Below are 20,759 nucleotides of genomic sequence, written 5' to 3'. Positions count from 1 at the left end.
TAGGAAACTGCCATGCTCGATGCTTATATTTTTGCGGGGTTGCGCACACCCTTCGGCCGCCACGGCGGCGCACTGGCGCCTGTGCGGCCTGACGATCTTGCAGCCCATGTGATCCGCGAACTGCTGGCCCGCTATGCGATCCCCGGCGACGCCATCGAAGACGTGATCCTCGGCAATACCAACCAGGCCGGCGAAGACAGCCGCAACATCGCGCGCCATGCCGCACTGCTCGCCGGTTTGCCGGTGACGGTGCCGGGGCAGACGGTCAATCGGTTGTGTGCCAGTGGACTGGCCGCCGTGATCGATGCCGCCCGCGCCGTCACCTGTAACGAAGGCGAACTGTTCGTGGCCGGCGGGGTGGAGAGCATGTCGCGGGCGCCGTTCGTCATGGCCAAGGCCGAGAGCGCCTACAGCCGCGATTTTACGATGTACGACAGCACCATCGGCGCACGCTTTCCCAACCCCAGGATCGTCGCCGAATTCGGTAACGACAGCATGCCGCAGACCGGTGACAACGTGGCCCAGGAGTACGGCATCGAGCGCACCCAGGCCGATGGGTTCGCCGCACGCTCCCAGGCCCTTTACGAAGCCGCACGCCAGCGCGGTTTCTTCAACGACGAAATCCTCGCGGTCAGTGTGCCCACCGGCCGCAAGACGCCGCCCAACCTCGTGGCGCAGGACGAACACCCGCGCCCGCAATCCGACCTGGCCGCGCTGACGCGCCTGCGTCCCTTGCACGAAGGCGGTATCGTCACCGCCGGTAATGCCTCCGGGGTCAACGACGGCGCCGCCGCGCTGCTGATCGGCACCGTCGCCGCCGGTGAGCGTCACGGGTTGGTGCCCATGGCACGCATCCTGTCGAGTGCCGCAGCGGGTGTCGCGCCGCGCATCATGGGCATCGGCCCGGTGGAGGCGATCAACAAAGCCCTGGCCCGTGCCGGGCTGACGCTGGCCGACATGGATATCATCGAAATCAACGAAGCGTTCGCCAGCCAGGTACTGGGCTGCCTCAAGGGGCTGGGCCTGGCGTTGGACGACCCACGGGTCAACCCCAACGGCGGCGCGATTGCGCTCGGTCATCCCTTGGGCGCCTCGGGTGCGCGCTTGGCGCTGAGCACCGCACGGGCGTTGCAGGAGAGTGGCAAACGCTATGCGGTGGTCAGTCTGTGCATCGGTGTCGGCCAAGGGCTGGCGATGGTTATCGAGCGTGTGTAAACGCGCTCCAGCAGAGGTGAAATGACATGGGTGCTTTGACTGGATACCGCGTGCTCGACTTGAGCCGTGTGCTTGCCGGCCCCTGGTGCGGGCAAACCCTGGCCGACCTGGGCGCCGAAGTGATCAAGGTCGAACGGCCGGGCGTGGGCGACGACACCCGTGGCTGGGGCCCGCCGTGGATGAAAGGCCAGAACGATGAGCGCACCTCGGAAGCCTCTTATTATCAGTCGACCAATCGCGGCAAGTTATCGGTGGCCCTGAACCTGGCCAGCCCGCAAGGGCAGGAGCTGGTGCGGGCGTTGGCGACCGATTGCGATGTGCTGATCGAAAACTACAAGGCCGGTTCCCTGGCCAAGTACGGCTTGGATTACGCCTCGCTGGTGCAACTGAATCCGCGCCTGGTGTACTGCTCGGTCACCGGCTTCGGGCAGACCGGGCCGCGTGCGGCGGAACCGGGCTACGACTTTATCGTGCAGGGCATCGGCGGGCTGATGAGCATCACCGGCGAGCGCGATGACCTGCCCGGCGGCGGGCCGCAAAAGGTCGGCGTGGCGTTTTCCGATTTGATGACTGGGCTTTATTCGACGGTCGCGATCCAGGCGGCATTGCTCAGTCGCGAAAAAACCGGCCTGGGCCAGCACATCGACATGGCGCTGCTGGATGTGCAGGTTGCCACCTTGTGCAACCAGAGCCAGAACTACCTGGCCTCGGGCAAGGCCCCTGGCCGTTACGGCAACGCCCACGCCAACATCGTGCCGTACCAGGTGTTCCGCGCCAGCGACCAGGACTTCATTATCGCCTGCGGCAACGACTCGCAATTCGTCGCACTGTGCGAGGCCATCGGCCTGGCGCACCTGCCCGAAGACCCGCGCTTCACGCGTAACGCCGAGCGCGTGGCCAATCGCGAGGCGATTATCGAGATTCTGTCGGCGCACTTCCTTCAGGGGCGTGCCGAGGAGTGGATTGATCGCGTGCATCCCCGGGGTGTGCCGATCGGCGCGATCAACAGCATCGCCCAGGCCCTGGATGAACCCCAGGTCAAGGCGCGCAATATGCTGGTGACGATTCCCCATCCGCTGAAGCCGGACTTTGTCACCGTCGGCAGCCCGATCAAACTGTCCGGCACGCCGGTGGAATACCTGCGCCCGGCGCCGATGCTCGGTGAGCATACGGATGAAGTGCTCAAGCGTCGCTTGGGGTTGGATGACGAGCGTCTGGCGCAGTTGAAGGCCAGCGGTGTCATTGAGCAACTGGGCGAGCGCTGATCTGCTTTTCCCGGCACTTCGCTGTTGGGTTGAGTCATTTTTTTTGTAATGGAGTGCTCCATGAAAGTCCTCGTAGCCATCAAGCGGGTGGTCGACTACAACGTCAAGGTTCGGGTCAAAGCGGACCAGTCCGGCGTCGACCTCGCTAACGTCAAGATGTCGATGAATCCCTTCTGCGAAATCGCCGTGGAAGAGGCTGTTCGTTTAAAAGAAACAGGTCTGGCGACTGAAATCGTCGTGGTTTCCATCGGCCCGACCACTGCTCAAGAGCAGTTGCGTACCGCCCTGGCACTGGGCGCTGATCGCGCCATCCTGGTTGAGTCGGCTGAAGAGCTGACCTCCCTGGCCGTTGCCAAGTTGCTCAAAGCCGTTGTCGACAAGGAACAGCCATCGCTGGTGATCCTCGGCAAACAGGCCATCGACAGCGACAACAACCAGACTGGCCAGATGCTGGCTGCGCTGACCGGTTACGGCCAGGGCACCTTCGCCTCGAAAGTCGAAGTGAGCGGCGACAGCGTTGCCGTGACCCGCGAAATCGACGGCGGCGCGCAAACAGTTTCGCTGAAACTGCCGGCCATCATCACCACCGACCTGCGTTTGAACGAGCCGCGCTACGCGTCTCTGCCAAACATCATGAAAGCCAAGAAGAAGCCTCTCGAAGTAGTGACTGCGGACGCTTTGGGCGTTTCCACCGCCTCTACCAACAAGACCGTCAAAGTCGAAGCGCCGGCTGCACGCAGCGCGGGCATCAAGGTCAAGTCGGTGGCTGAACTGGTCGAGAAACTGAAAAACGAAGCGAAGGTAATCTAATCATGACTATCTTGGTAATCGCAGAACACGACAACAAGGTACTGGCTCCGGCCACCCTGAACACCGTGGCTGCCGCTGCGAAAATCGGTGGCGACATCCACGTGCTGGTTGCCGGTCAGGGCGCTGGCGCCGTGGCTGAAGCCGCAGCGAAAATCGCCGGCGTGAGCAAAGTACTGCTGGCCGACAACGCCGCTTACGCTCACCAACTGCCGGAAAACGTCGCGCCGCTGGTAGCAGAGCTGGGTGCTGGCTACAGCCACATCCTGGCCGCCGCTACCTCCAACGGCAAAAACATCCTGCCGCGCGTTGCCGCGCAACTGGACGTTGACCAGATCTCCGAGATCATCTCGGTCGAAAGCGCTGACACTTTCAAGCGCCCGATCTACGCCGGTAACGCCATTGCCACCGTGCAATCGAGCGCTGCGGTCAAGGTCATCACCGTGCGTGCCACCGGTTTCGACCCGGTTGCCGCCGAAGGTGGTTCGGCTGCCGTTGAAGCCGTCTCCGCTGCCCACGACGCTGGTCTTTCCAGCTTTGTTGGCGAAGAGCTGGCCAAGTCGGATCGTCCTGAGCTGACCGCTGCCAAGATCGTCGTTTCGGGCGGGCGTGGCATGCAGAACGGTGACAACTTCAAGCACCTGTACGCCCTGGCCGACAAGCTGGGCGCTGCGGTCGGCGCTTCCCGCGCGGCCGTCGACGCAGGTTTCGTGCCCAACGACATGCAGGTCGGCCAGACCGGCAAGATCGTTGCGCCACAGCTGTACATCGCGGTCGGTATCTCCGGCGCGATCCAGCATTTGGCCGGCATGAAAGACTCCAAGGTGATCGTGGCGATCAACAAGGACGAAGAAGCACCGATCTTCCAGGTGGCTGATTACGGCCTGGTGGCGGACTTGTTCGAAGCCGTACCGGCGCTGCAACAGGCGCTGTAATAACCAGTCGGCAGGCGGGCGAAGAGCGCGCCTGCCGCAGGTTCAGTTGTACGAACCCTTGCCTGGCATTTTGATGCCGTGCAAGTTGACCTTGCGGTACAGCGTTGCACGGGAGATCCCCAGTTCTTGGGCGGCCAAAAGGGGTTTCCATCGATTGCGCACAAGCGTGTCGATCAAAGCCTGGCGCTCCGGGCTGCCGCTGACGGTCTCCTGGCCCTTTACCGGCGCGCTCGCGCCGAGCGTCACCGGCAGATCATCCACCCCGATCACCTGGCCTTTACACACGGCGCACGCGTAACGCAGTACGTGGTGCAGTTGCCGCATGTTGCCGGGCCAGCTGTAATTCAAGAGCATTTCCAGTGCAGCTTCGCTCAGTTCAAGGCGTTCGCCTGAGCGCTGGCATTCGTCGCCCAACAGTTTGTTGATCAACGCCAGTTTGTCTTTGCGTTCGCGTAGCGGCGGTATATCAAAGCGTGCGCCGCTCAGGCGGAAAAACAGGTCTTCACGAAAGCTGCCGGTTTCAACCAGCGTGGCGATATCGCGGTGGCTGGCGCAAATCACCTGAATATCGATGGACTGGGTGCGCGCTCCGCCCAAGGGGGCCACTTCACCCTCGCTGAGCACCCGCAATAGGCGGGTTTGCAGGGGCAGGGGCATATCGCCGATCTCATCGAGAAACAAGGTGCCGCCATCGGCTTGTTGCAACAAGCCACGCATGCCTTTGGTTGAGGCGCCGGTAAAGGCACCTGCGGCATAACCGAACAGTTCACTCTCGATCAGACTCTCGGGAATCGCCGCGCAGTTCACTGCAACAAAGGGTTTGTCACGGCGCTTGCTGGCAGCATGTAGTTGCAATGCAAAGTGTTCCTTGCCTGCACCGGTTTCACCATGGATCAACACTGGCAGGCCACGATCCTTGACCCGTACCGCCAGCTCCAACGCCTGCGCAACCTTGGGGTCGAGCGCTGACTCCGGATGGCTGACCACGGGGGCGCTGATGGGCCGGCGAGGCATCTTGAGGCGCACATGCAGCCCCATCGACGGCAAATAGTGGAGGCTGTCATCCCCGGCGGCGGGCAGTTGCGCTGAGGCGAAGGCTTCGTCGATATGCGCGGGGATCCGGCCACAGCGCTGCAACAGCAGGCGCCGCGCGGCAGGGTTGAGCGCTTCAATCCGACCATCACGGTCCCAGGCGAACAGGCATTGAGGCTGGCTGTCGACATAACCTGGCAGGGGGTGAGCACGTAACACCCACAGGTCTTGGGTGCTGTACATGAAGTAGGCATTTTCGAGGTCCGTGGCGCTTTGAATGACCATTTGCCGAATCAAATACTGGCTGCGCCGGTCATCCGGAGCACGAACCGAAGAGACGTCCAATACCGCCAGGATCTCTCCGCGGGGTGAAAATATCGGCGCCGCAGAGCAGGTGTTGCCGATGAACGCCGCACGGAAGTGATCCAGCTTGTGCACGGTGACCGGCAGTTTGTCGATCAACACCGCGCTGACAGCGGTCGTACCTTCTTCCTTTTCCGACCAGCAAGTGCCGACGTCCATGCCGGAACGGCGGTACTCGCCGCGCAGGGCTGACTCGATCCTGTAGTCGACGGTACAGCCCAGAGTATCGGTGAGCATCACACAGTAATCGGCGTCTCTTACGCGGCTGTGCAACCGTGACATTTCGTCACCTGCCAGGTGCAGGAAGTCGTCGACACGCTGGCGGTGTTCATGGATTTGGTGGGCCTCAAGAACCCTCGGGCCCTGTAATGAACCCGGGTCGAGCTTGTAGTGCTGTACCGAGCGTCGCCAGGAATCGAGGATGGCATTGGGCACCGGCAGGGTCGGTGCATGTTGGGCAGTGCGCAATACGCGACTCACGTGTTCCACATGAGTCTTCGAAAAACCAGAGGACATGGTACCTCCGAAGGTTGGATCTTATTTTTCTGTTGATGGCCATTAAAGGCGGCTTGGCCGATCCCTTCAAGCTGAATCCGTCAGCCGGTGCCGGTGAGACATAACCGCTCAGTATTCGCAGCGTCCCACGCAAGGTACGAGCGGTTATGTCTTGCGCAGGCATTGACGCGGTGTACGTTAATTAAGCTGACGATCCCTCTATTCCGGCCTTTACAGCCAAGTATTACGGTATTGGCATTCGACTTGCTCTGTCAGTCTCAGCAGGCCGCGTCGAACGGTCGCAACTCAACAAAAATAATGACAGAGGCAGTACATGAGCGAATTCAATGCTGTGAATTTCTCCCTGAACGGCAAGGTTGCCCTGGTGACGGGTGCCGGTCGTGGTATTGGCCAGGGCATTGCGCTGAGCCTGGCCCAGGCAGGCGCAGACCTGGTGCTTGCTGATTATGACTTGGGCATCGCCGAAGAGGCCGCCGCCCTGGTACGGGCCTTGGGTCGTCGGGCGGTAGCCCTGCAAGTTGACGTCAGCAAGCCCGAGAGCGTCGTCAGCCTGATCGAGCAAGTTCGGGCAGAATTTGGCCGCCTGGATGTGGCTGTCAACAACGCAGGTGTAGTCAGCCTTGGCCGCGTTGACGAGCTGGCGGTCAGCGAGTGGGACCGCATCATGAACATCAACGCCCGTGGCGTATTCCTCTGCTGCCAGGCCGAGCTCAAGTTGATGCGCGAGCACAACTTCGGCCGCATCATCAACCTGGCGTCGATTGCCGGAAAAGTCGGCTTCCCGGACCTGTCCCACTACAGCGCCTCCAAGTTTGCAGTGATTGGATTTACCAACGCCTTCGCCAAAGAGGTCGCCCGCGAGGGCATCACTGTCAACGCCCTTTGTCCGGGAGTGGTCGGCACCGGCATGTGGCGCGGTGACGAAGGGCTTTCCGCACGCTGGGCCCAGCCTGGCGAAACCGAAGTGCAGTCCTGGGAACGGCACCAGTCCAGCCTGCTGCCCCAAGGCGAAGCGCAAACCGTGGAAGACATGGGCCAACTTGCGGTTTACCTCGCCTGCGCGCCCCACGTGACCGGGCAGGCGATCGCCGTTGATGGCGGCTTCTCGCTTTAGTTGAACCCCGCTTACTTATTGAGTTTACGTCCCCTGAAACCTTGATTCGGGGGAACGGATACGGCTTGCCTGCAGCTTTGTTCAAGCCGCAGGCGCACTGATCGAAACAGGAGAACATAATGACAACTACAGTTCTGGCCAAACGTTCGGTTGGCACCGACATCATCCACTACGACGCCATTGTGATTGGTGCAGGCTTCGGCGGCATTTACATGCTCAAGAAGTTGCGCGATGAACTGGGCCTGAAGGTGCGCGCCTTCGACAAGGCCGGCGGTATCGGCGGCACCTGGTTCTGGAACCGCTACCCTGGCGCGTTATCCGACAGTGAATCGTTTGTGTACTGCTTCTCCTGGGATCGCGAGCTGTGCCAGGAGTGGGATATCACCACGCGCTACCTGACCCAGCCGCAGATTCTGTCCTACCTCAATCACGCGGTTGATCGCCATGACCTGCGTCGTGATATCCAACTGGAAACCGGCATCACCGCTGCGGTGTTCGATGAGCACAGCAGCCGCTGGCTGGTCACCGCTGACGACGGCCATCAATACAGCGCCAAGTACCTGGTGACGGCACTGGGCCTGCTGTCGGCGACGAACGTGCCGAAGATCAACGGCCTGGACCAATTCAAGGGGCACATGTACCACACCGCCAACTGGCCGGCCGATGCCGTGCTCGAAGGCAAGCGGGTGGGCGTGATCGGTACTGGGTCCACGGGCTGCCAAGTCATTACCGCGATCGCGCCGACTGTCGGTCACCTCACGGTGTTCCAGCGTTCCGCGCAATACACCGTGCCGGTAGGCAACGGCCCGGTCAGCCGTGAATACGTCGACGACATCAAGCGCAACTACGATGCGATCTGGAAGGAAGTGCGTTCCTCGCGGCTGGCGTTCGGCTTCCCGGAGAGCGACATCCCCACCATGAGCGTGGGCGCCGCCGAACGCAAAGCCATCTTCCAGCGCGCCTGGGAGGGTGGCGGCGGTTTCCGCTACATGTTCCAGACCTTCAACGACATTGCCACCAGCGAAGAAGCCAACATCGAAGCCCAGAACTTCGTGCGCGAGAAAATCGCTGAAATCGTCCAGGACCCTGAAACTGCCCGCAAGTTGATGCCGCGCGATCTCTACGCCAAGCGTCCGCTGTGCGACAGCGGCTACTACGCCACCTTCAATCGCCCCAATGTGTCGCTGGTGGACGTCAAGGCCAACCCGATTGAAGAAATCACCGCCAAGGGCATTCGCACGGCGGACGGGGTCGAGCACGAGTTGGATGTACTGGTGTTCGCCACCGGTTTCGATGCCGTGGACGGCAATTACAAGCGCATCGACATTCGCGGGCGCGACAACGTCTCGATGAAGGATCACTGGGCTGACGGCCCGTCGAGCTACCTGTCGGTCGCCACCGCCAAGTTCCCCAATATGTTCATGATCCTGGGCCCCAACGGTCCGTTTACCAACCTTCCACCGACCATTGAAACCGAAGTGGAGTGGGTGTCCGACCTGATTGGTTTCATGGAGCAGAACGAGTTGGCCTGCGTGGAGCCCTCTGCGCAAAGCGAGCAGGAATGGGGCGTGATCTGCCAGGACATCGCCGACCAGACGCTGTTCGCCAAGACCGACTCGTGGATCTTCGGCGCGAACATCCCGGGCAAAAGCAACAAGGTGTACTTCTACATGGGTGGCCTGGGCGCGTTCAGCGAACAGTTGGCGGCGGTCAAGCACGACGACTACCGGGGCTTCAAGTTCAAGGCCGTGAGTGTCGAAGGCGCGCAACCGCGTCGTGTAACGGAGAACCAGCAATGACGTTGAACAACCCCCAGCTCTTGCGCCATCAGGCCTTTATCGACGGCGTGTGGCTGGCTGCCGACAACGAGGCCACGATCACCGTGGTCAACCCGTCGACCGGTGTGACCATCGGCCAAGTCCCGCGCATGGGCCAGGCGGAAACCCGCCGGGCCATCGAGGCCGCCGAGCGTGCGTTGCCGGCCTGGCGCGAACTCTCGGCCAAGGCCCGTGCCAATGCCTTGCGCCGCTGGTACGACCTGATCATCGAACACCAGCACGACCTGGCCCATATCATGACCCTGGAGCAGGGCAAGCCGTTGCCGGAAGCCTTGGGCGAAATCGTGTTTGGTGCGTCGTACATTGAGTGGTACGCGGAGGAGGCCAAGCGCGTCTATGGCGACCTGATCCCCGGCGCGACCGACAAACGCCTGTTGGTGATCAAACAACCGGTGGGCGTGTGCGCCGCCATTACGCCGTGGAACTTCCCCAGCGCGATGATTACCCGCAAAGCCGGGCCGGCCCTGGCCGCCGGCTGCACGATGGTGATCAAGCCGGCCTCGCAGACGCCGTTCTCGGCCTTGGCCTTGGTCTACCTGGCCGAGTTGGCGGGCATTCCCAAGGGCGTGCTGTCGGTGGTTACCGGCGCCGCAGCGGAGATCGCCGAAGAGCTGACCAGCAACCCGGTGGTGCGCAAAATTTCCTTTACCGGCTCCACCGAGATCGGCCGCCAGATCATGGAGAAATGCGCCCACGACATCAAAAAGGTCTCCTTGGAGCTGGGCGGCAACGCGCCGTTTATCGTGTTCGAGGATGCCGATCTCGATGCCGCCGTGGACGGTGCGCTGGCCTCCAAATTCCGCAACGCCGGGCAGACCTGCGTGTGTGCCAACCGCCTGTACGTGCATGACAAGGTGTACGACGCCTTCGTCGATAAACTCGCGTCGGCAGTCGCGGCCCTGAAGGTCGGTGATGGTTTTACCGACGGCGTGACCCTCGGGCCGCTGATCGACGGTAAGGCCGTGGCCAAGGTGCGCGAGCATATCGAGGATGCGCTGGCCAAGGGCGCCAAGGTTGTCCAGGGCGGCGGCGCGCACGCCCAGGGTGAAAACTTCTTCGAGCCCACCATCCTGGTAAACGTGCCCGACAACGCCCGGGTCGCCAAGGAAGAAACCTTCGGCCCGCTGGCGCCGGTGTTCCGCTTTTTTGATGACGCCGAAGTCATCAAAAAAGCCAACGACACCGAGTTCGGCCTGGCGGCGTATTTCTATACCGCCAACCTGAGTCGCGTGTTTCGGGTGGGCGAGGCGCTGGAGTACGGCATCGTCGGGGTCAACACCGGAATCATCAGCTCTGAGGCCGCGCCGTTCGGTGGGGTCAAGGCCTCGGGCGTCGGTCGTGAGGGTTCCAAGTACGGCCTTGAGGATTACCTGGAGATCAAATACCTGTGCCTGGCCGGCATTTGAGCTGATCCATCGCTGTCCGTTTTTTGCTTGAAGGCCGTGCGGGCCTTGCCCCGCGGCCCGCTTCACGCTGTGTCGTAAAACATAAAAACAATAGGAAATATCGACATGAACATCGCTTGGAAACTGCCGCTGGGGCTTGGGCTCCTGTCGTGCATTGCTGTACCCGCATCCGCCGCTGACCCTTCCTCGCAATGGGGCACGGGTGATTGGGGCGGGTTACGCAGTGAGCTGCTGGATCAGGGCGTTGACGTGATCGTTGGCTACGTCGGTGAAGGGGCCACCAACGTTCACGGCGGCTACAACCATGACCGCACCGCACGCTACACCGCGCAATGGGCACTTGGCACTCACCTGGACCTGCAAAAGTTGCTGGGCTGGAACGACGCCGAGTTCCAACTGCTGGTGACGGAGCGCAATGGCAATAACCTCTCCAACGAACGCGTCTCCGACCCGCGCGCCCCGCAGCTCAGCTCGGTGCAGGAAGTGTGGGGCAGGGGACAGACCTGGCGCCTGACTCAGATGTGGTATCGCCAGAAGTTTTTCGACAGCGCCCTGGATCTCAAGCTGGGCCGTTTGGGAGTCAATGAAGACTTTGCCAGCTTCCCGTGCGACTTCCAGAGTTTGTCGTTCTGCAGTGCGCCCATCGGTAACGTGGCCGGAGATGTCTGGTACAGCGGCCCCGTCAGCCAATGGGGGGCGCGCGTTCGCTACAACCTGAATGAACAGTGGGCGGTGCAGGTCGGGGCGTATGAGCAGAACCCGTCGTACCTGAGCACCGGCAACGGTTTCAAGCTCAGCGGCAGTGGCACAAAAGGCGCCTTGGTGCCGGTCGAAGTGATCTGGAAGCCAACGGTGGGCCAGCAAGCGTTGCCCGGTGAATACCGCTTGGGCTACTACCACAGCAGCGCCGCCGCCAATGACGTGTACGAGGATATCAACGGCGCACCGCAGGCGTTGACCGGCCAGGCGCCCAAATCCCGTAGCAGCAAACACGGTGCGTGGATCATGGGCCAGCAGCAACTCACCGCCCATCATGGCGATGCATCACGGGGGTTGAGTGTGTTTGCCAGCCTGACCGTGCATGACAAGGCCACCAGCAGCATCGAAAGTTTCCAGAACATCGGTGCGGTCTACAAAGGCCCGTTCGATGCGCGTCCCAAGGATGACATCGGCCTGGGGGTTGCCCGCCTGAAGGTCAACGACGACGTCACCAAGCGCCAGCGCCTGATCAATGACAGCACGGGCATCACCGACTACGACGACCCGCTCTACGTCCCGGTGCAGCACAGCGAATACAACATTGAGCTCAACTATGGCGTGCATGTCACCGACTGGCTGACCGTGCGCCCGAACGTGCAGTACGTGCGCAATCCTGGCGGTGTGTATGAAGTGGATAACGCCTGGGTCGCCGGCCTGAAACTGCAAGCGAGCTTTTAAGCCGTTGTCTGCACCTGAACCGTCAGTCATCGCTAGCCAATATCCCCATCACCATTGAGAAGGCATATAAAAATGAGCAAGTCCTTGGGAAAAGTTGCGTTTGTTACCGGCGCCGGTCAAGGGATCGGTGAGGCCATTGCCGTGCGGTTGGCGGCAGATGGGTTTGCCGTGGCCTGCGCGGACATGAATATTGAAACCGCTCGTCAGGTCGCCGAACGCATCAACAAAGCCGGCGGCAAAGCCCTGGCCATCAGCGTGGATGTGGCTGATCGAGATAATGTCTTCAAGGCTGTAAAGGAAGCGGTGGATGGCCTTGGCGACCTGCATGTGGTCATCAACAACGCCGGCATCGCGCCAATCGCCCCGATTGAAGCGATTACGCCCGAGATGTACCGCAGAACCTTCGATATCAACGTTGGTGGCGTTCTATGGGGCATTCAGGCTGCAGTGGACGCATTCAAAACCCTGGGCCACGGCGGGAAAATCATCAGTGCTTCGTCCCAGGCCGGTCATATCGGCAATCCGGACCTGGCGGTGTATGGCGGGACAAAGTTTGCCGTGCGTGGCATCACCCAGACTGCGGCCCGAGAGTTGGCCCACCTGGGCATTACCGTGAACGCCTACTGCCCAGGCATCGTCAACACGCCGATGATGCGCAAAGTTGCCCAGGATGTCGCGGACAATGCCAATCAAAGCGTGGAGTGGGGGATGGAGCAGTTTGCCCAGCACATTACGTTGAAGCGACTTTCGCAGCCGGAAGATGTAGCGGCCTGTGTGTCATTCCTGTCCGGTCCGGATTCGGACTACATGACCGGTCAGGCCGTGATTATCGATGGTGGGATGGTATTCAACTAAGCGCTTAAGGCGCCAAGTACAACGTGAGGGTAGATGAGATGAATATTACCAAGGGCATTGCATCGCCAGCTAAATTCCTGCTGCAGGCCGACGCATTAATGGATTTATCCCTGCATGGCAAACCGTATGGGGCCAATGCGTATTTGATTTGTGATCAGTTCATTGTTAACCGCGTTCATGAGAAAGCCTTGCCGGGATTCACGAATGAACAGGCGGCTGAACTGGTCGTGTTTGGCGGGCAATGTTCGGACAGTGAAATCGATAAGCACGTTCAGGCTGCTCGTAACTTTGACTACATTGTCGGTATCGGCGGCGGCAAGACCCTGGATACGGCCAAGGCGGCCGCGCATTTCTTGGGAAAACCGGTATTGATCGTGCCGACGCTCGCCTCTACGGATGCGCCATGCACGGCGATTTCAGTGATTTACAATGACGACGATACGTTCAATCGCTACTTGTTCTTATCCAAGAATCCTGACGTGGTGTTGGCGGACACGCGGGTTCTGGCAGAACAGCCAGCGCGATTTTTTGCGGCTGGCGTGGGGGATGGCCTGGCCACCTACTTTGAGGCCAGAGCCTGTTTTGCCGCGCAACGCGACAACCTGATACTGGGCAATGACGGGAACATGTTGAAGCCGACATTGATTGGTTTTGCGATTGCCCAAACCTGCTATGAAACCATCAAGAAATACTCGGCGCAGGCGGCTTATGCCGTTGAGAATAAAGTCATTACGTCTGCGCTGGAAAATACCATTGAGGCGACCATTTACATGTCTGCGGTGGGGGCCGAGTCGGGCGGCTGCGCGGCGGCGCATGCGATTCATAACGGGATGACCACCGTGCATGATCTCCATGGCGCACAGCATGGTGAAAAGGTGGTATTTGGCCTGTTCACGCAACTGGTGATGGAAGCTGCCTCCATGGAGGAGATCGAGGAGGTCGTGGATATCGCGATTGCAGTCGGCTTGCCGTTGACACTGGAGGACCTGGGCCTGAAGACCTTCAAAGAAGAGGAGTGGCGCAAGGTGGCTGAGGTGGCTTGTGATAAAAACGACACGATTCACAACATGCCGTTTACGGTCACGCCCAATCTGGTCTATGACGCCATAGTGGCAACGGATGCAATGTTGCGCGCCTTTAAACAGAAGAAGTATGCGCACTAGTTTCCAGCGCGCCGGCGTCGTCAATCGGGTTGAGTGATTGACGACGCCTCAAGGCGTGTTGCGCTATTGAGGCGTTTCAGCGGCAGGCCGAGTGCCACCAGCGGCATCAGTCCAATAAGTCCGCAATCGATTCGGCGGCCAGTTGGTAGGAGCGGCAGCGCGCTTGGGGATCATAGATCCGCGCGTCGATCATCACCTCGTCAGCCTGGGTGGTGTCGATGAACCGGCGCAGCCAATCGCTCACATCCTGCTGGTCACCCACCGCGGTACAGGCCATTGCCTGGGCCAGGCTGTAGCGGTCGCGTTCGGCAAGTCTCTCCATATACCCTTCTTCGGGCCGTGGCAGGGGGCCCGGTTTGCCTGCATATAGGCGGCTGACCCACTGGCGATGAGAACTGGCCAGGTACTCGCCTTCAGCGCGAGTGGGCGCGGCGAAGACATTGGCGCCCACGATCACATAGGGTTGCTGCAACGTGGCGCTGGGACGGAAGTTGTGGCGGTAATACGCAATGGCATCCATCAGGTAATGCGGGGCGAAGTGCGAGGCGAACGCATAAGGCAGCCCTGATTTTGCCGCGAGTTCGGCACTGTTCAGGCTCGAGCCCAATAGCCAGAGAGGGACATTGTGTTTGCCGGGGATCGCCCTTACAGGCTGACGACCTTCATCGGCCAGGTAGTCGGTCAGTTGGCGGATGTCCTGGGTGAAGTCGCGCTCGGAGGCATCGCCGCGTAATGCCCGGATCGCCGGTCCGGCTGAGCCCGGTGCGCGACCGATTCCCAGGTCGATGCGCCCGGGGAACAGGGTGTCCAGGGTGCCGAAATGTTCGGCCACCATCAGCGGCGAATGATTGGGCAGCATGATGCCGCCAGCTCCCACGCGCAGGGTTGTGGTGTTCGCCGCCAGGTGTTGGATAAGCAGGCTGGTTGCCGACGAGGCGATGCCCGGCAAGTCATGGTGCTCGGCGATCCAGTAGCGTTTGTAGCCGTGGGTTTCCACATGTCGCGCCAGGGCGACCGCTTCATCCAGGGTTTGGGCGAAGGTTTTGTCCTCGCCGATCATCATCAGGTCAAGCACAGACAAGGCTGTCATTGCAGGCTCCGTTTCAAGGTGATTGGACAGGCCACTATTTGAGTGGGAAGTCCGCCCAGGAAGGGTGGTGTTCCAGGCGTTGGTCGATATCGCGCAGGGTGGCCAGGCAGCGCTGCAGCTTGAGATAAATGTCACCGCCGTAATCCCAGCCGAGCACGCCAAGGCTGCCGGTGTAACCGACGCGATTGAGGGCTGCGATCAGCGCGAAGTTGTCCATCTCGCCCCGATCAACGGGCTCCATGGTGGCCACGCCACCCCAACCCAGTTGCGACAGCGCGCTGCCGGAGGTGACCACTTGCATCAGATAGGGCTTCATTGCCGCCAGACGTTGCTCCAATTCGCCTTCCTGGCTGGCGTACCAGTGGTAGCCGTTAAACGAAGCGCCCAGGCGCGGGTGTGCGAAGTGCTGGCAGATCTCGACCACCTGCGCGGTGGTCTGGGTCACGTGGTGCAAGTGCGGATACAACGCGATGCGTAAGCCGCGACGTTCGGCAATCGGCAGCAGCGATTCGATGAAGCGCATGATCGCGGGGTGGCCGTTGACCGACGTCTGCACGGCCAGCTCTATCAGTTCGACGCCTTCGACCGTTTCGACCAGGCGTTGGATCAGCGCGTCGTTGCGTCCTTCATGCAGCACCAGGTACAGCCCTTCGATCCGCAGGCCATGTTGTTGTGGCACGTTCGGCAGCAGCGAGAGATCGGTCAGCGGTGTGCCGCCCCAGGCCGCGACGGTAATGCCGTCATAGCCGAGTTCGGCAAGCATTTCGCACTGGGTCTGGAAGGCATACACGCCCATGGACGAGTAAAAGAACGAGTCAAGTGCATGGATACGATGAGTCATGGCGGCTCTCCTGACTCAGTAAGGCGCGTCGGCGAGGACGGCCCATTCGGGGTGGGCGGTCAAGCGCTGTTCCATGGAGCGGAAGGCCGTGACGGAGCGGCGCAGATTGCCGTAGACGTCACCGCCCATGCTTTCCCAGCCAAGCACGCCGAAGCGTCCTGCAAAGCCCCGACGTTCGAGGGCGCCGAGCAGCACGAAGTTGTCCATTTCACCCTCATCCAACGGTTCGATGGTGGCCAGGCCGCCCCAGCCGAGTGGGGAGCGACGCGTGCCGGCGATGTTCACCTGTTTGAGCCAGGGCCACAGGGCGTCGAGGCGCTGCTCCAGGGCCTTTTCCTCCATTGCGTACCAGTGGTAACCGTTGAAGACGATGTTCAAGCGCGGATGGTTGAATTCCTTGCACAACGCCACCGCTTGAGTGGTGGTTTGCAGGCCATAACGTGCGTGTGGGTAAAGGTTGATCTCCAACCCACGGCGCTCGCAGATCGGCAATAGGCGCTCGAGCATCCGGCGATCAAAGTTCGTGACGTCGTCGCCGGAATGCAGGGCCAATTCGATGGTGCTGCAGCCTTCGAGGGTCTCGAACACATTGATCACAAAGGCTTCGAGACCCTTGCGATAGATCAGGTACACCGCGCCCACATCTAGGCCCCACGCAGGTTTTACTTGGGGGATCGACTTCAGGTCTTTGCTCCACGCGGACATGGTCATGCCCTGATAGCCGAGCTCGGCGAGCATTTCGCATTGCGCGGCCAAGGGATAGGTGCCCAGGGCGGTCTGGAAGATGAAATCCATATGATGCAACGTGCGATTCATGAGTGGGCCTGTGCTGGCGATGGCTCGACGGGTAAGACGGCGCTGGGAAAGTGCGGCAGCAGGTATTCACCGAGCTCGTCGATGACTTCCGCGGCCGGGCGGCGCTGGGGCTTGAAGTGCAGGGCAACGTGACCGACCCCCTGGTCCTGCTGGCGTTTCCAGTGTTCGATCAGGCTGTTTCGACCGGCACGCAGCACGCGCCCCGCCTGCAGCGGATGGTCGGGATCACGGTCCAGGTCGAACAGCGTGCCGTAGCCATACGCCTTGTAGACGTTGGGGCCGCAGGCGGCGCGCCAGCGCTCGATGATCTGCGGGATCAATGCCGGGTTGGAAATGTACGAAAGAATGCCGTCGGTGTGCTGCGCGATCCACTCCAGCGACTGCCCGGCCTGGCCCACGATAATCGTGGGCATGCGCGCGCCGAAGGCTTTGGGCACCAGGTCGATATCGCCGTTCAATTGCCCATAGAAACGCGACGTGTGGGTGGCCCAGTGGGTTTGCGTGGTGGCGCGAATGATCGCCAGTGCATCCCGAAATCGTTCGGCGCGGTTGTCGAAGTCGAGGCCGAAAGCGGGGTATTCCACCGGCCTGTCGCCGGTGGCAAGGCCCATGATGAAACGCCCGCCGAGCAATTGATCGACGCTTGCTGCCTGCTTGGCCACAATCAGCGGATCGCGTAGCGGCAAGACTATGCCAGCGGTACCAATCGCAATGTTCTGGGTCACGGCGGCGAGGAAGCCGGCGTAGACCAGAGGGTCGAGGATTTGGCCCACGTCACCGAAGTTCGGATCGTAGAAGGGCACGTCTCGCAGCCAGATGGCAGAAAACCCCGCCTCATCGACTTTTTGCGCCATATGCGCGTGGTCCTGCAGGGTCGGGCCAGGGCTGTTGGGGTAGCTTTCCAGCGGTGCGATAAAGCCGAAGGTCAAGTGGCCGGGCTGGAACACGCGAGCATAGCCGGGGTGTTGCTTGAGTTCGGGCGCAAGCACGAGGTTGGACAGCATCGAGGTCATTCGAGGAGTCTCGTAGAGTCGGACGGCGGTGGCTTCGCTGAGCATTGCAGCGTTTGAAGTCACGATTGCGCCGACTATAAGTTGTATGATGCGAAAGAAAAATAGGATGAAGTTCCGAACATTTGCGAATAAAGCGCTCAAATAGATAGGGGGGGTGCATGGATCATTTTGGAGCGCTCAGCGCGTTCGTGCATGCCGCGCAAACGCGCAGCTTTACCGAGGCAGGGCGCAGAACCGGCGTGTCTTCATCGGCCATTGGTAAGGCGGTTGCACGGCTTGAGGAGGAGCTTGGTGTACGGCTGTTTCACCGATCCACGCGCGCCATTACCCTGACGTCCGAGGGCAGCCTGTTTCTGGAACGCTGCCATCGAATTTTCGCGGAGTACGAGGTTGCCAAACGAGAGCTCACCCAGGCTGCTGGCAAGCCCCAGGGGAAGTTGCGTCTCGGTTTGCCACAACTGGGCATGAGGTTGATGCCTCACTTGATTGCGTTTCAGCAGGCGTATCCCGAAGTGGAGTTGGAACTGGAGTTCAGTGATCGGTTGGTTAACGTGATCGAGGAGGGTTTTGATGCCGTGATGCGTATCGGTGAGGTTGAAGACTCGCGGCTGATGATGCGCAAGCTCAACGGTTACAGTCATCGTCTGGTCGCGTCTCCGCACTATCTTTCAAACCGGGGTGTTCCATCACGGCCATCGGAACTGTCCAGCCATTCATGCCTGCGTTACCGATACCCCACCAGCGGTAAACTCGACCCTTGGCCTCTGGTGTCAAAAAAGGGACAGGACAGTGTTGAACTGGGACAGTCGGCTACCGCCAACGCGATTGAACCGTTGTTGGCAATGGCTGAGGCGGGACGAGGTATAGCGTGCCTCCCTGACTTTTTTGTCGAGGACGCCATTGCAGACGGACGATTGGTGCCTGTATTGGATCGCTACGTTCGCGACCACCGTACCTTCAGCATTCTCTGGCCATCGAGTCGTCATCCGTTACCCAAGATAAAGGCCTTTGTAAGCTTTATGACATCGTGTCTGACGTGAGGCGGTACGGTTGGCCCGAGCGCCAACTGCCGATGCTCCGGAGAGTTCCGCAGCGTCGGCAGGTTTTGAATCCTCAGTGACTTACGCTTTGTTGGAGGCCTTTGCCGCAAAGACGCCGTCGCCCAGCAAGGCTACGACCAGTGCGGTGACGCTCAGGTAAATCGGGTATTCCCAGCCGCCATTGGCGTTGGTGAAGCTCCAGCCATTGCCGAAGTGGACGGTCGCGGCCACGAACAGCTGAACCACTGCCAGAGCGGCTACCCAGCGCGAATAAACTCCCAGCACCAGCATCAAACCGCCGATCACTTCAAAGGCCATGACCGGGTAGGCCAGGAAGCCCGGGAAGCCGATGGACTCAAAGAAGCCCGCAGTGCCTGCCGGGGTGAAGACAAAGACTTTGGTCAGGCCGTGGGCCATGAACATAATGCCCAGTGCCAGGCGCATAACGAAGGCAGCGTATGGTGCGGTACGTGTGTCGATCATGGTGCGGTTCCTTTTTGTTTACTTGGAGAGTGACAGCGTGTTGGTCAGCCATTGCGAGAAGTCCGCCAGTTCTTCAGCGACGATCTCGTGGGCCATGTTGTAGAAATGTGTTTCGTGGGCGACGCCGATTTGACTCAGCCATTCGTCCGCTTCTTTCGCCCAAGCCACTGGTAGTACGTTGTCCTGGTGACCATGGGCGATGAAAGCGTTGATGGACTGGAGTCGATCGGCCGAAGCAATCCGAGGATCAAGTTCGCGCAGCATCCGGCCGCTCAATATTGCAAATCCGGCAACCAGCTCGGGCTCGGTGACCCCGAGGCTCGCGCTCATGATGCCGCCCTGGCTGAAGCCGGCGATCACGGTAGGTAGCGTGGGCAGCGCTTCGATGAAGTGGTGCAACAGTTGCCGGGCGGCCTCTGCCTGTTCTTGATTGAATGAAGGGCCGTTGCTGGTGAAGTTCACCTGGTACCAGGCGAAGCCTTGTGGGCCAACCTGCAGCGGGCCGCGGAGCAGAATGACTTCCAGTTCCTCGGGCAGGGACGCGGCCAATGACGCGAGATTCGCTTCATTTGAACCGACGCCATGCAGCAGAAGCAGCCGGCCCTTAGGCGCCGATGTACTGCAACCCTTGCGGAAAAACAGGCCCGTTTGCGGCTCGCGAGCGGCTTCGGAAAAAGAGGTGTCACGCATGATCTGTAACGCCTTGGCTAGGTTGAATTGAGTCGAATCCAATAGGGTTGTTTGAGGAAAATAGATAGCTGTCCATCGCCAGTACCCCGTAGCTCACGCCGCCCTCCAGAACTCGAGTCTCGTAGTGTTCACCGGCCGCGCCGAGGGCGATGAGCAGCGGTAAAAAATGCTCATCCGTCGGGTGGGCACGTTCGGCCGAAGGTGCGTGCTGCTTATAGTCCAGCAAGAAATCGGTATTGCCCGCTTGCAGGGTTTGGGCTGTCCAGGCTGCAAACGCTTTCACGTAGTCGGCACCGTGGGTGGCCGCCCCCCGAAACTCATACAAGTTGTGGGTCAGGCTTCCAGAAGCCACGATCAGCACATTCATATCCCGCAGTGGCTTGAGGGCTTGGCCCAGTTTCCAGGCGTGGAGGGTATCGAGGCCGGTAGGCATCGATACCTGAACGACGGGTATGTCTGCCTCAGGGGCCAGATACAGCAGTGGTACCCAGGCGCCGTGGTCCAGTCCTCGACGGTCGTCAAGCCGGGACTTCCATCCCGCATTCTGCAGCAAACCCACGATTTGGGCGGCCAACGCCGGAGCCCCAGGTGCCGGGTAGCTCAACTGGTACAGCGCGTCGGGAAACCCACCAAAATCGTGGATGGTGTCAGGTGCGGTGCTCGCCGTGACGTTGACTTCACCACGCGTCATCCAATGCGGAGAGAGGATGACGATGGCATCTGGTCGCGGCAGTTCGCGACTGAGCTCGGCCAGCCGCTGACCAGCCAGACCGGGCTCGATGGCAAACATTGGAGCACCATGAGACACAAACAACAGGGGGAACGAAGTGTTCATGGTGA

Annotated in this window: 19 protein-coding genes; 11 read left to right on the top strand and 8 right to left on the bottom strand. The window is 60.6% G+C overall.

The genetic code is table 11. The features are described from left to right. Positions 1-12 precede the first annotated feature (12 nt). From U5A08_RS19370 to U5A08_RS19355, 4 genes are read left to right on the top strand one after another with little or no spacing between them, the layout of a single operon-like run. Complete coding sequence (locus U5A08_RS19370; RefSeq protein ID WP_321848097.1) at positions 13-1,215, top strand: 3-oxoadipyl-CoA thiolase; 1,203 nt, start codon at positions 13-15, stop codon at positions 1,213-1,215. A 26-nt stretch (positions 1,216-1,241) separates the two neighbouring features. Continuing rightward, entirely contained in the window at positions 1,242-2,480 is a 1,239-nt protein-coding gene (locus tag U5A08_RS19365) for a CaiB/BaiF CoA transferase family protein (protein ID WP_321848096.1), read from the top strand. 60 nt (positions 2,481-2,540) lie between these two features. Continuing rightward, a complete protein-coding gene (locus U5A08_RS19360) occupies positions 2,541-3,290 on the top strand; it encodes an electron transfer flavoprotein subunit beta/FixA family protein (protein ID WP_321848095.1) in 750 nt (249 codons plus the stop codon). A 2-nt stretch (positions 3,291-3,292) separates the two neighbouring features. Beyond that, positions 3,293-4,222, top strand: a complete 930-nt coding sequence (locus U5A08_RS19355; RefSeq protein WP_058822694.1) for an electron transfer flavoprotein subunit alpha/FixB family protein — start codon at positions 3,293-3,295, stop codon at positions 4,220-4,222. Positions 4,223-4,264: 42 nt separating this feature from the next. Here the strand turns inward: U5A08_RS19355 and U5A08_RS19350 are convergent, their stop codons facing one another. Further along, complete coding sequence (locus U5A08_RS19350) at positions 4,265-6,133, bottom strand: sigma-54-dependent Fis family transcriptional regulator (protein WP_321848092.1); 1,869 nt, start codon at positions 6,131-6,133, stop codon at positions 4,265-4,267. A 313-nt stretch (positions 6,134-6,446) separates the two neighbouring features. Between U5A08_RS19350 and U5A08_RS19345 the strand changes: the two genes are divergently transcribed. From U5A08_RS19345 to U5A08_RS19320, 6 genes are all read left to right on the top strand, one after another. After that, on the top strand, positions 6,447-7,247 hold the full coding sequence (locus U5A08_RS19345) for an SDR family NAD(P)-dependent oxidoreductase (protein WP_058822696.1): 801 nt from the start codon (positions 6,447-6,449) through the stop codon (positions 7,245-7,247). A gap of 119 nt (positions 7,248-7,366) precedes the next feature. Further along, complete coding sequence (locus U5A08_RS19340; protein ID WP_321848090.1) at positions 7,367-9,046, top strand: flavin-containing monooxygenase; 1,680 nt, start codon at positions 7,367-7,369, stop codon at positions 9,044-9,046. Then, positions 9,043-10,491 carry an NADP-dependent succinate-semialdehyde dehydrogenase gene (gabD, locus tag U5A08_RS19335; protein WP_321848088.1) on the top strand — a complete coding sequence of 483 codons (1,449 nt, stop codon included), beginning with the start codon at positions 9,043-9,045 and terminating at the stop codon, positions 10,489-10,491. The genes U5A08_RS19340 and gabD overlap by 4 nt, the downstream gene beginning before the upstream one ends. A gap of 105 nt (positions 10,492-10,596) precedes the next feature. Continuing rightward, positions 10,597-11,928: a carbohydrate porin gene (locus U5A08_RS19330; protein ID WP_321848086.1), complete on the top strand. Its 1,332-nt coding sequence runs from the start codon at positions 10,597-10,599 to the stop codon at positions 11,926-11,928. 72 nt (positions 11,929-12,000) lie between these two features. Beyond that, entirely contained in the window at positions 12,001-12,783 is a 783-nt protein-coding gene (locus tag U5A08_RS19325; RefSeq protein WP_058822700.1) for a (S)-acetoin forming diacetyl reductase, read from the top strand. Positions 12,784-12,821: 38 nt separating this feature from the next. Next, positions 12,822-13,946 (top strand): glycerol dehydrogenase, encoded by a 1,125-nt coding sequence (locus tag U5A08_RS19320; RefSeq protein WP_321848084.1) that lies wholly within the window; start codon positions 12,822-12,824, stop codon positions 13,944-13,946. A 106-nt stretch (positions 13,947-14,052) separates the two neighbouring features. Here U5A08_RS19320 and U5A08_RS19315 read toward each other — a convergent pair whose 3' ends face one another. Genes U5A08_RS19315 through U5A08_RS19300 form a run of 4 tightly spaced genes read right to left on the bottom strand, consistent with a single transcriptional unit; the run spans position 14,053 to position 17,706 of the window. Then, positions 14,053-15,036 (bottom strand): LLM class flavin-dependent oxidoreductase, encoded by a 984-nt coding sequence (locus U5A08_RS19315; RefSeq protein WP_253397287.1) that lies wholly within the window; start codon positions 15,034-15,036, stop codon positions 14,053-14,055. Positions 15,037-15,070: 34 nt separating this feature from the next. Further along, positions 15,071-15,877 carry a TIM barrel protein gene (locus U5A08_RS19310; RefSeq protein WP_058822702.1) on the bottom strand — a complete coding sequence of 269 codons (807 nt, stop codon included), beginning with the start codon at positions 15,875-15,877 and terminating at the stop codon, positions 15,071-15,073. A gap of 15 nt (positions 15,878-15,892) precedes the next feature. Continuing rightward, entirely contained in the window at positions 15,893-16,693 is an 801-nt protein-coding gene (locus U5A08_RS19305) for a sugar phosphate isomerase/epimerase family protein (RefSeq protein WP_321848083.1), read from the bottom strand. Then, positions 16,690-17,706: an LLM class oxidoreductase gene (locus U5A08_RS19300; RefSeq protein ID WP_321848081.1), complete on the bottom strand. Its 1,017-nt coding sequence runs from the start codon at positions 17,704-17,706 to the stop codon at positions 16,690-16,692. Before U5A08_RS19300 ends, U5A08_RS19305 begins: the two co-directional genes overlap by 4 nt. Positions 17,707-17,864: 158 nt before the next feature. Between U5A08_RS19300 and U5A08_RS19295 the strand changes: the two genes are divergently transcribed. Then, positions 17,865-18,746, top strand: a complete 882-nt coding sequence (locus U5A08_RS19295; protein ID WP_321848079.1) for a LysR family transcriptional regulator — start codon at positions 17,865-17,867, stop codon at positions 18,744-18,746. A gap of 81 nt (positions 18,747-18,827) precedes the next feature. Here the strand turns inward: U5A08_RS19295 and U5A08_RS19290 are convergent, their stop codons facing one another. From U5A08_RS19290 to U5A08_RS19280, 3 genes are read right to left on the bottom strand one after another with little or no spacing between them, the layout of a single operon-like run. After that, complete coding sequence (locus U5A08_RS19290) at positions 18,828-19,229, bottom strand: DoxX family protein (RefSeq protein WP_201062449.1); 402 nt, start codon at positions 19,227-19,229, stop codon at positions 18,828-18,830. Between the two features lie 18 nt (positions 19,230-19,247). Next, positions 19,248-19,919, bottom strand: a complete 672-nt coding sequence (locus U5A08_RS19285) for an alpha/beta hydrolase (protein WP_275969290.1) — start codon at positions 19,917-19,919, stop codon at positions 19,248-19,250. After that, a complete protein-coding gene (locus U5A08_RS19280) occupies positions 19,912-20,754 on the bottom strand; it encodes a DODA-type extradiol aromatic ring-opening family dioxygenase (protein ID WP_321848077.1) in 843 nt (280 codons plus the stop codon). Before U5A08_RS19280 ends, U5A08_RS19285 begins: the two co-directional genes overlap by 8 nt. Between the last annotated feature and the right edge of the window lie 5 nt (positions 20,755-20,759).

It is taken from the genome of Pseudomonas paraveronii (assembly GCF_963681955.1).
Lineage (GTDB): Bacteria > Pseudomonadota > Gammaproteobacteria > Pseudomonadales > Pseudomonadaceae > Aquipseudomonas > Aquipseudomonas paraveronii.
This window is presented reverse-complemented; position numbering and strand designations above follow the sequence as displayed.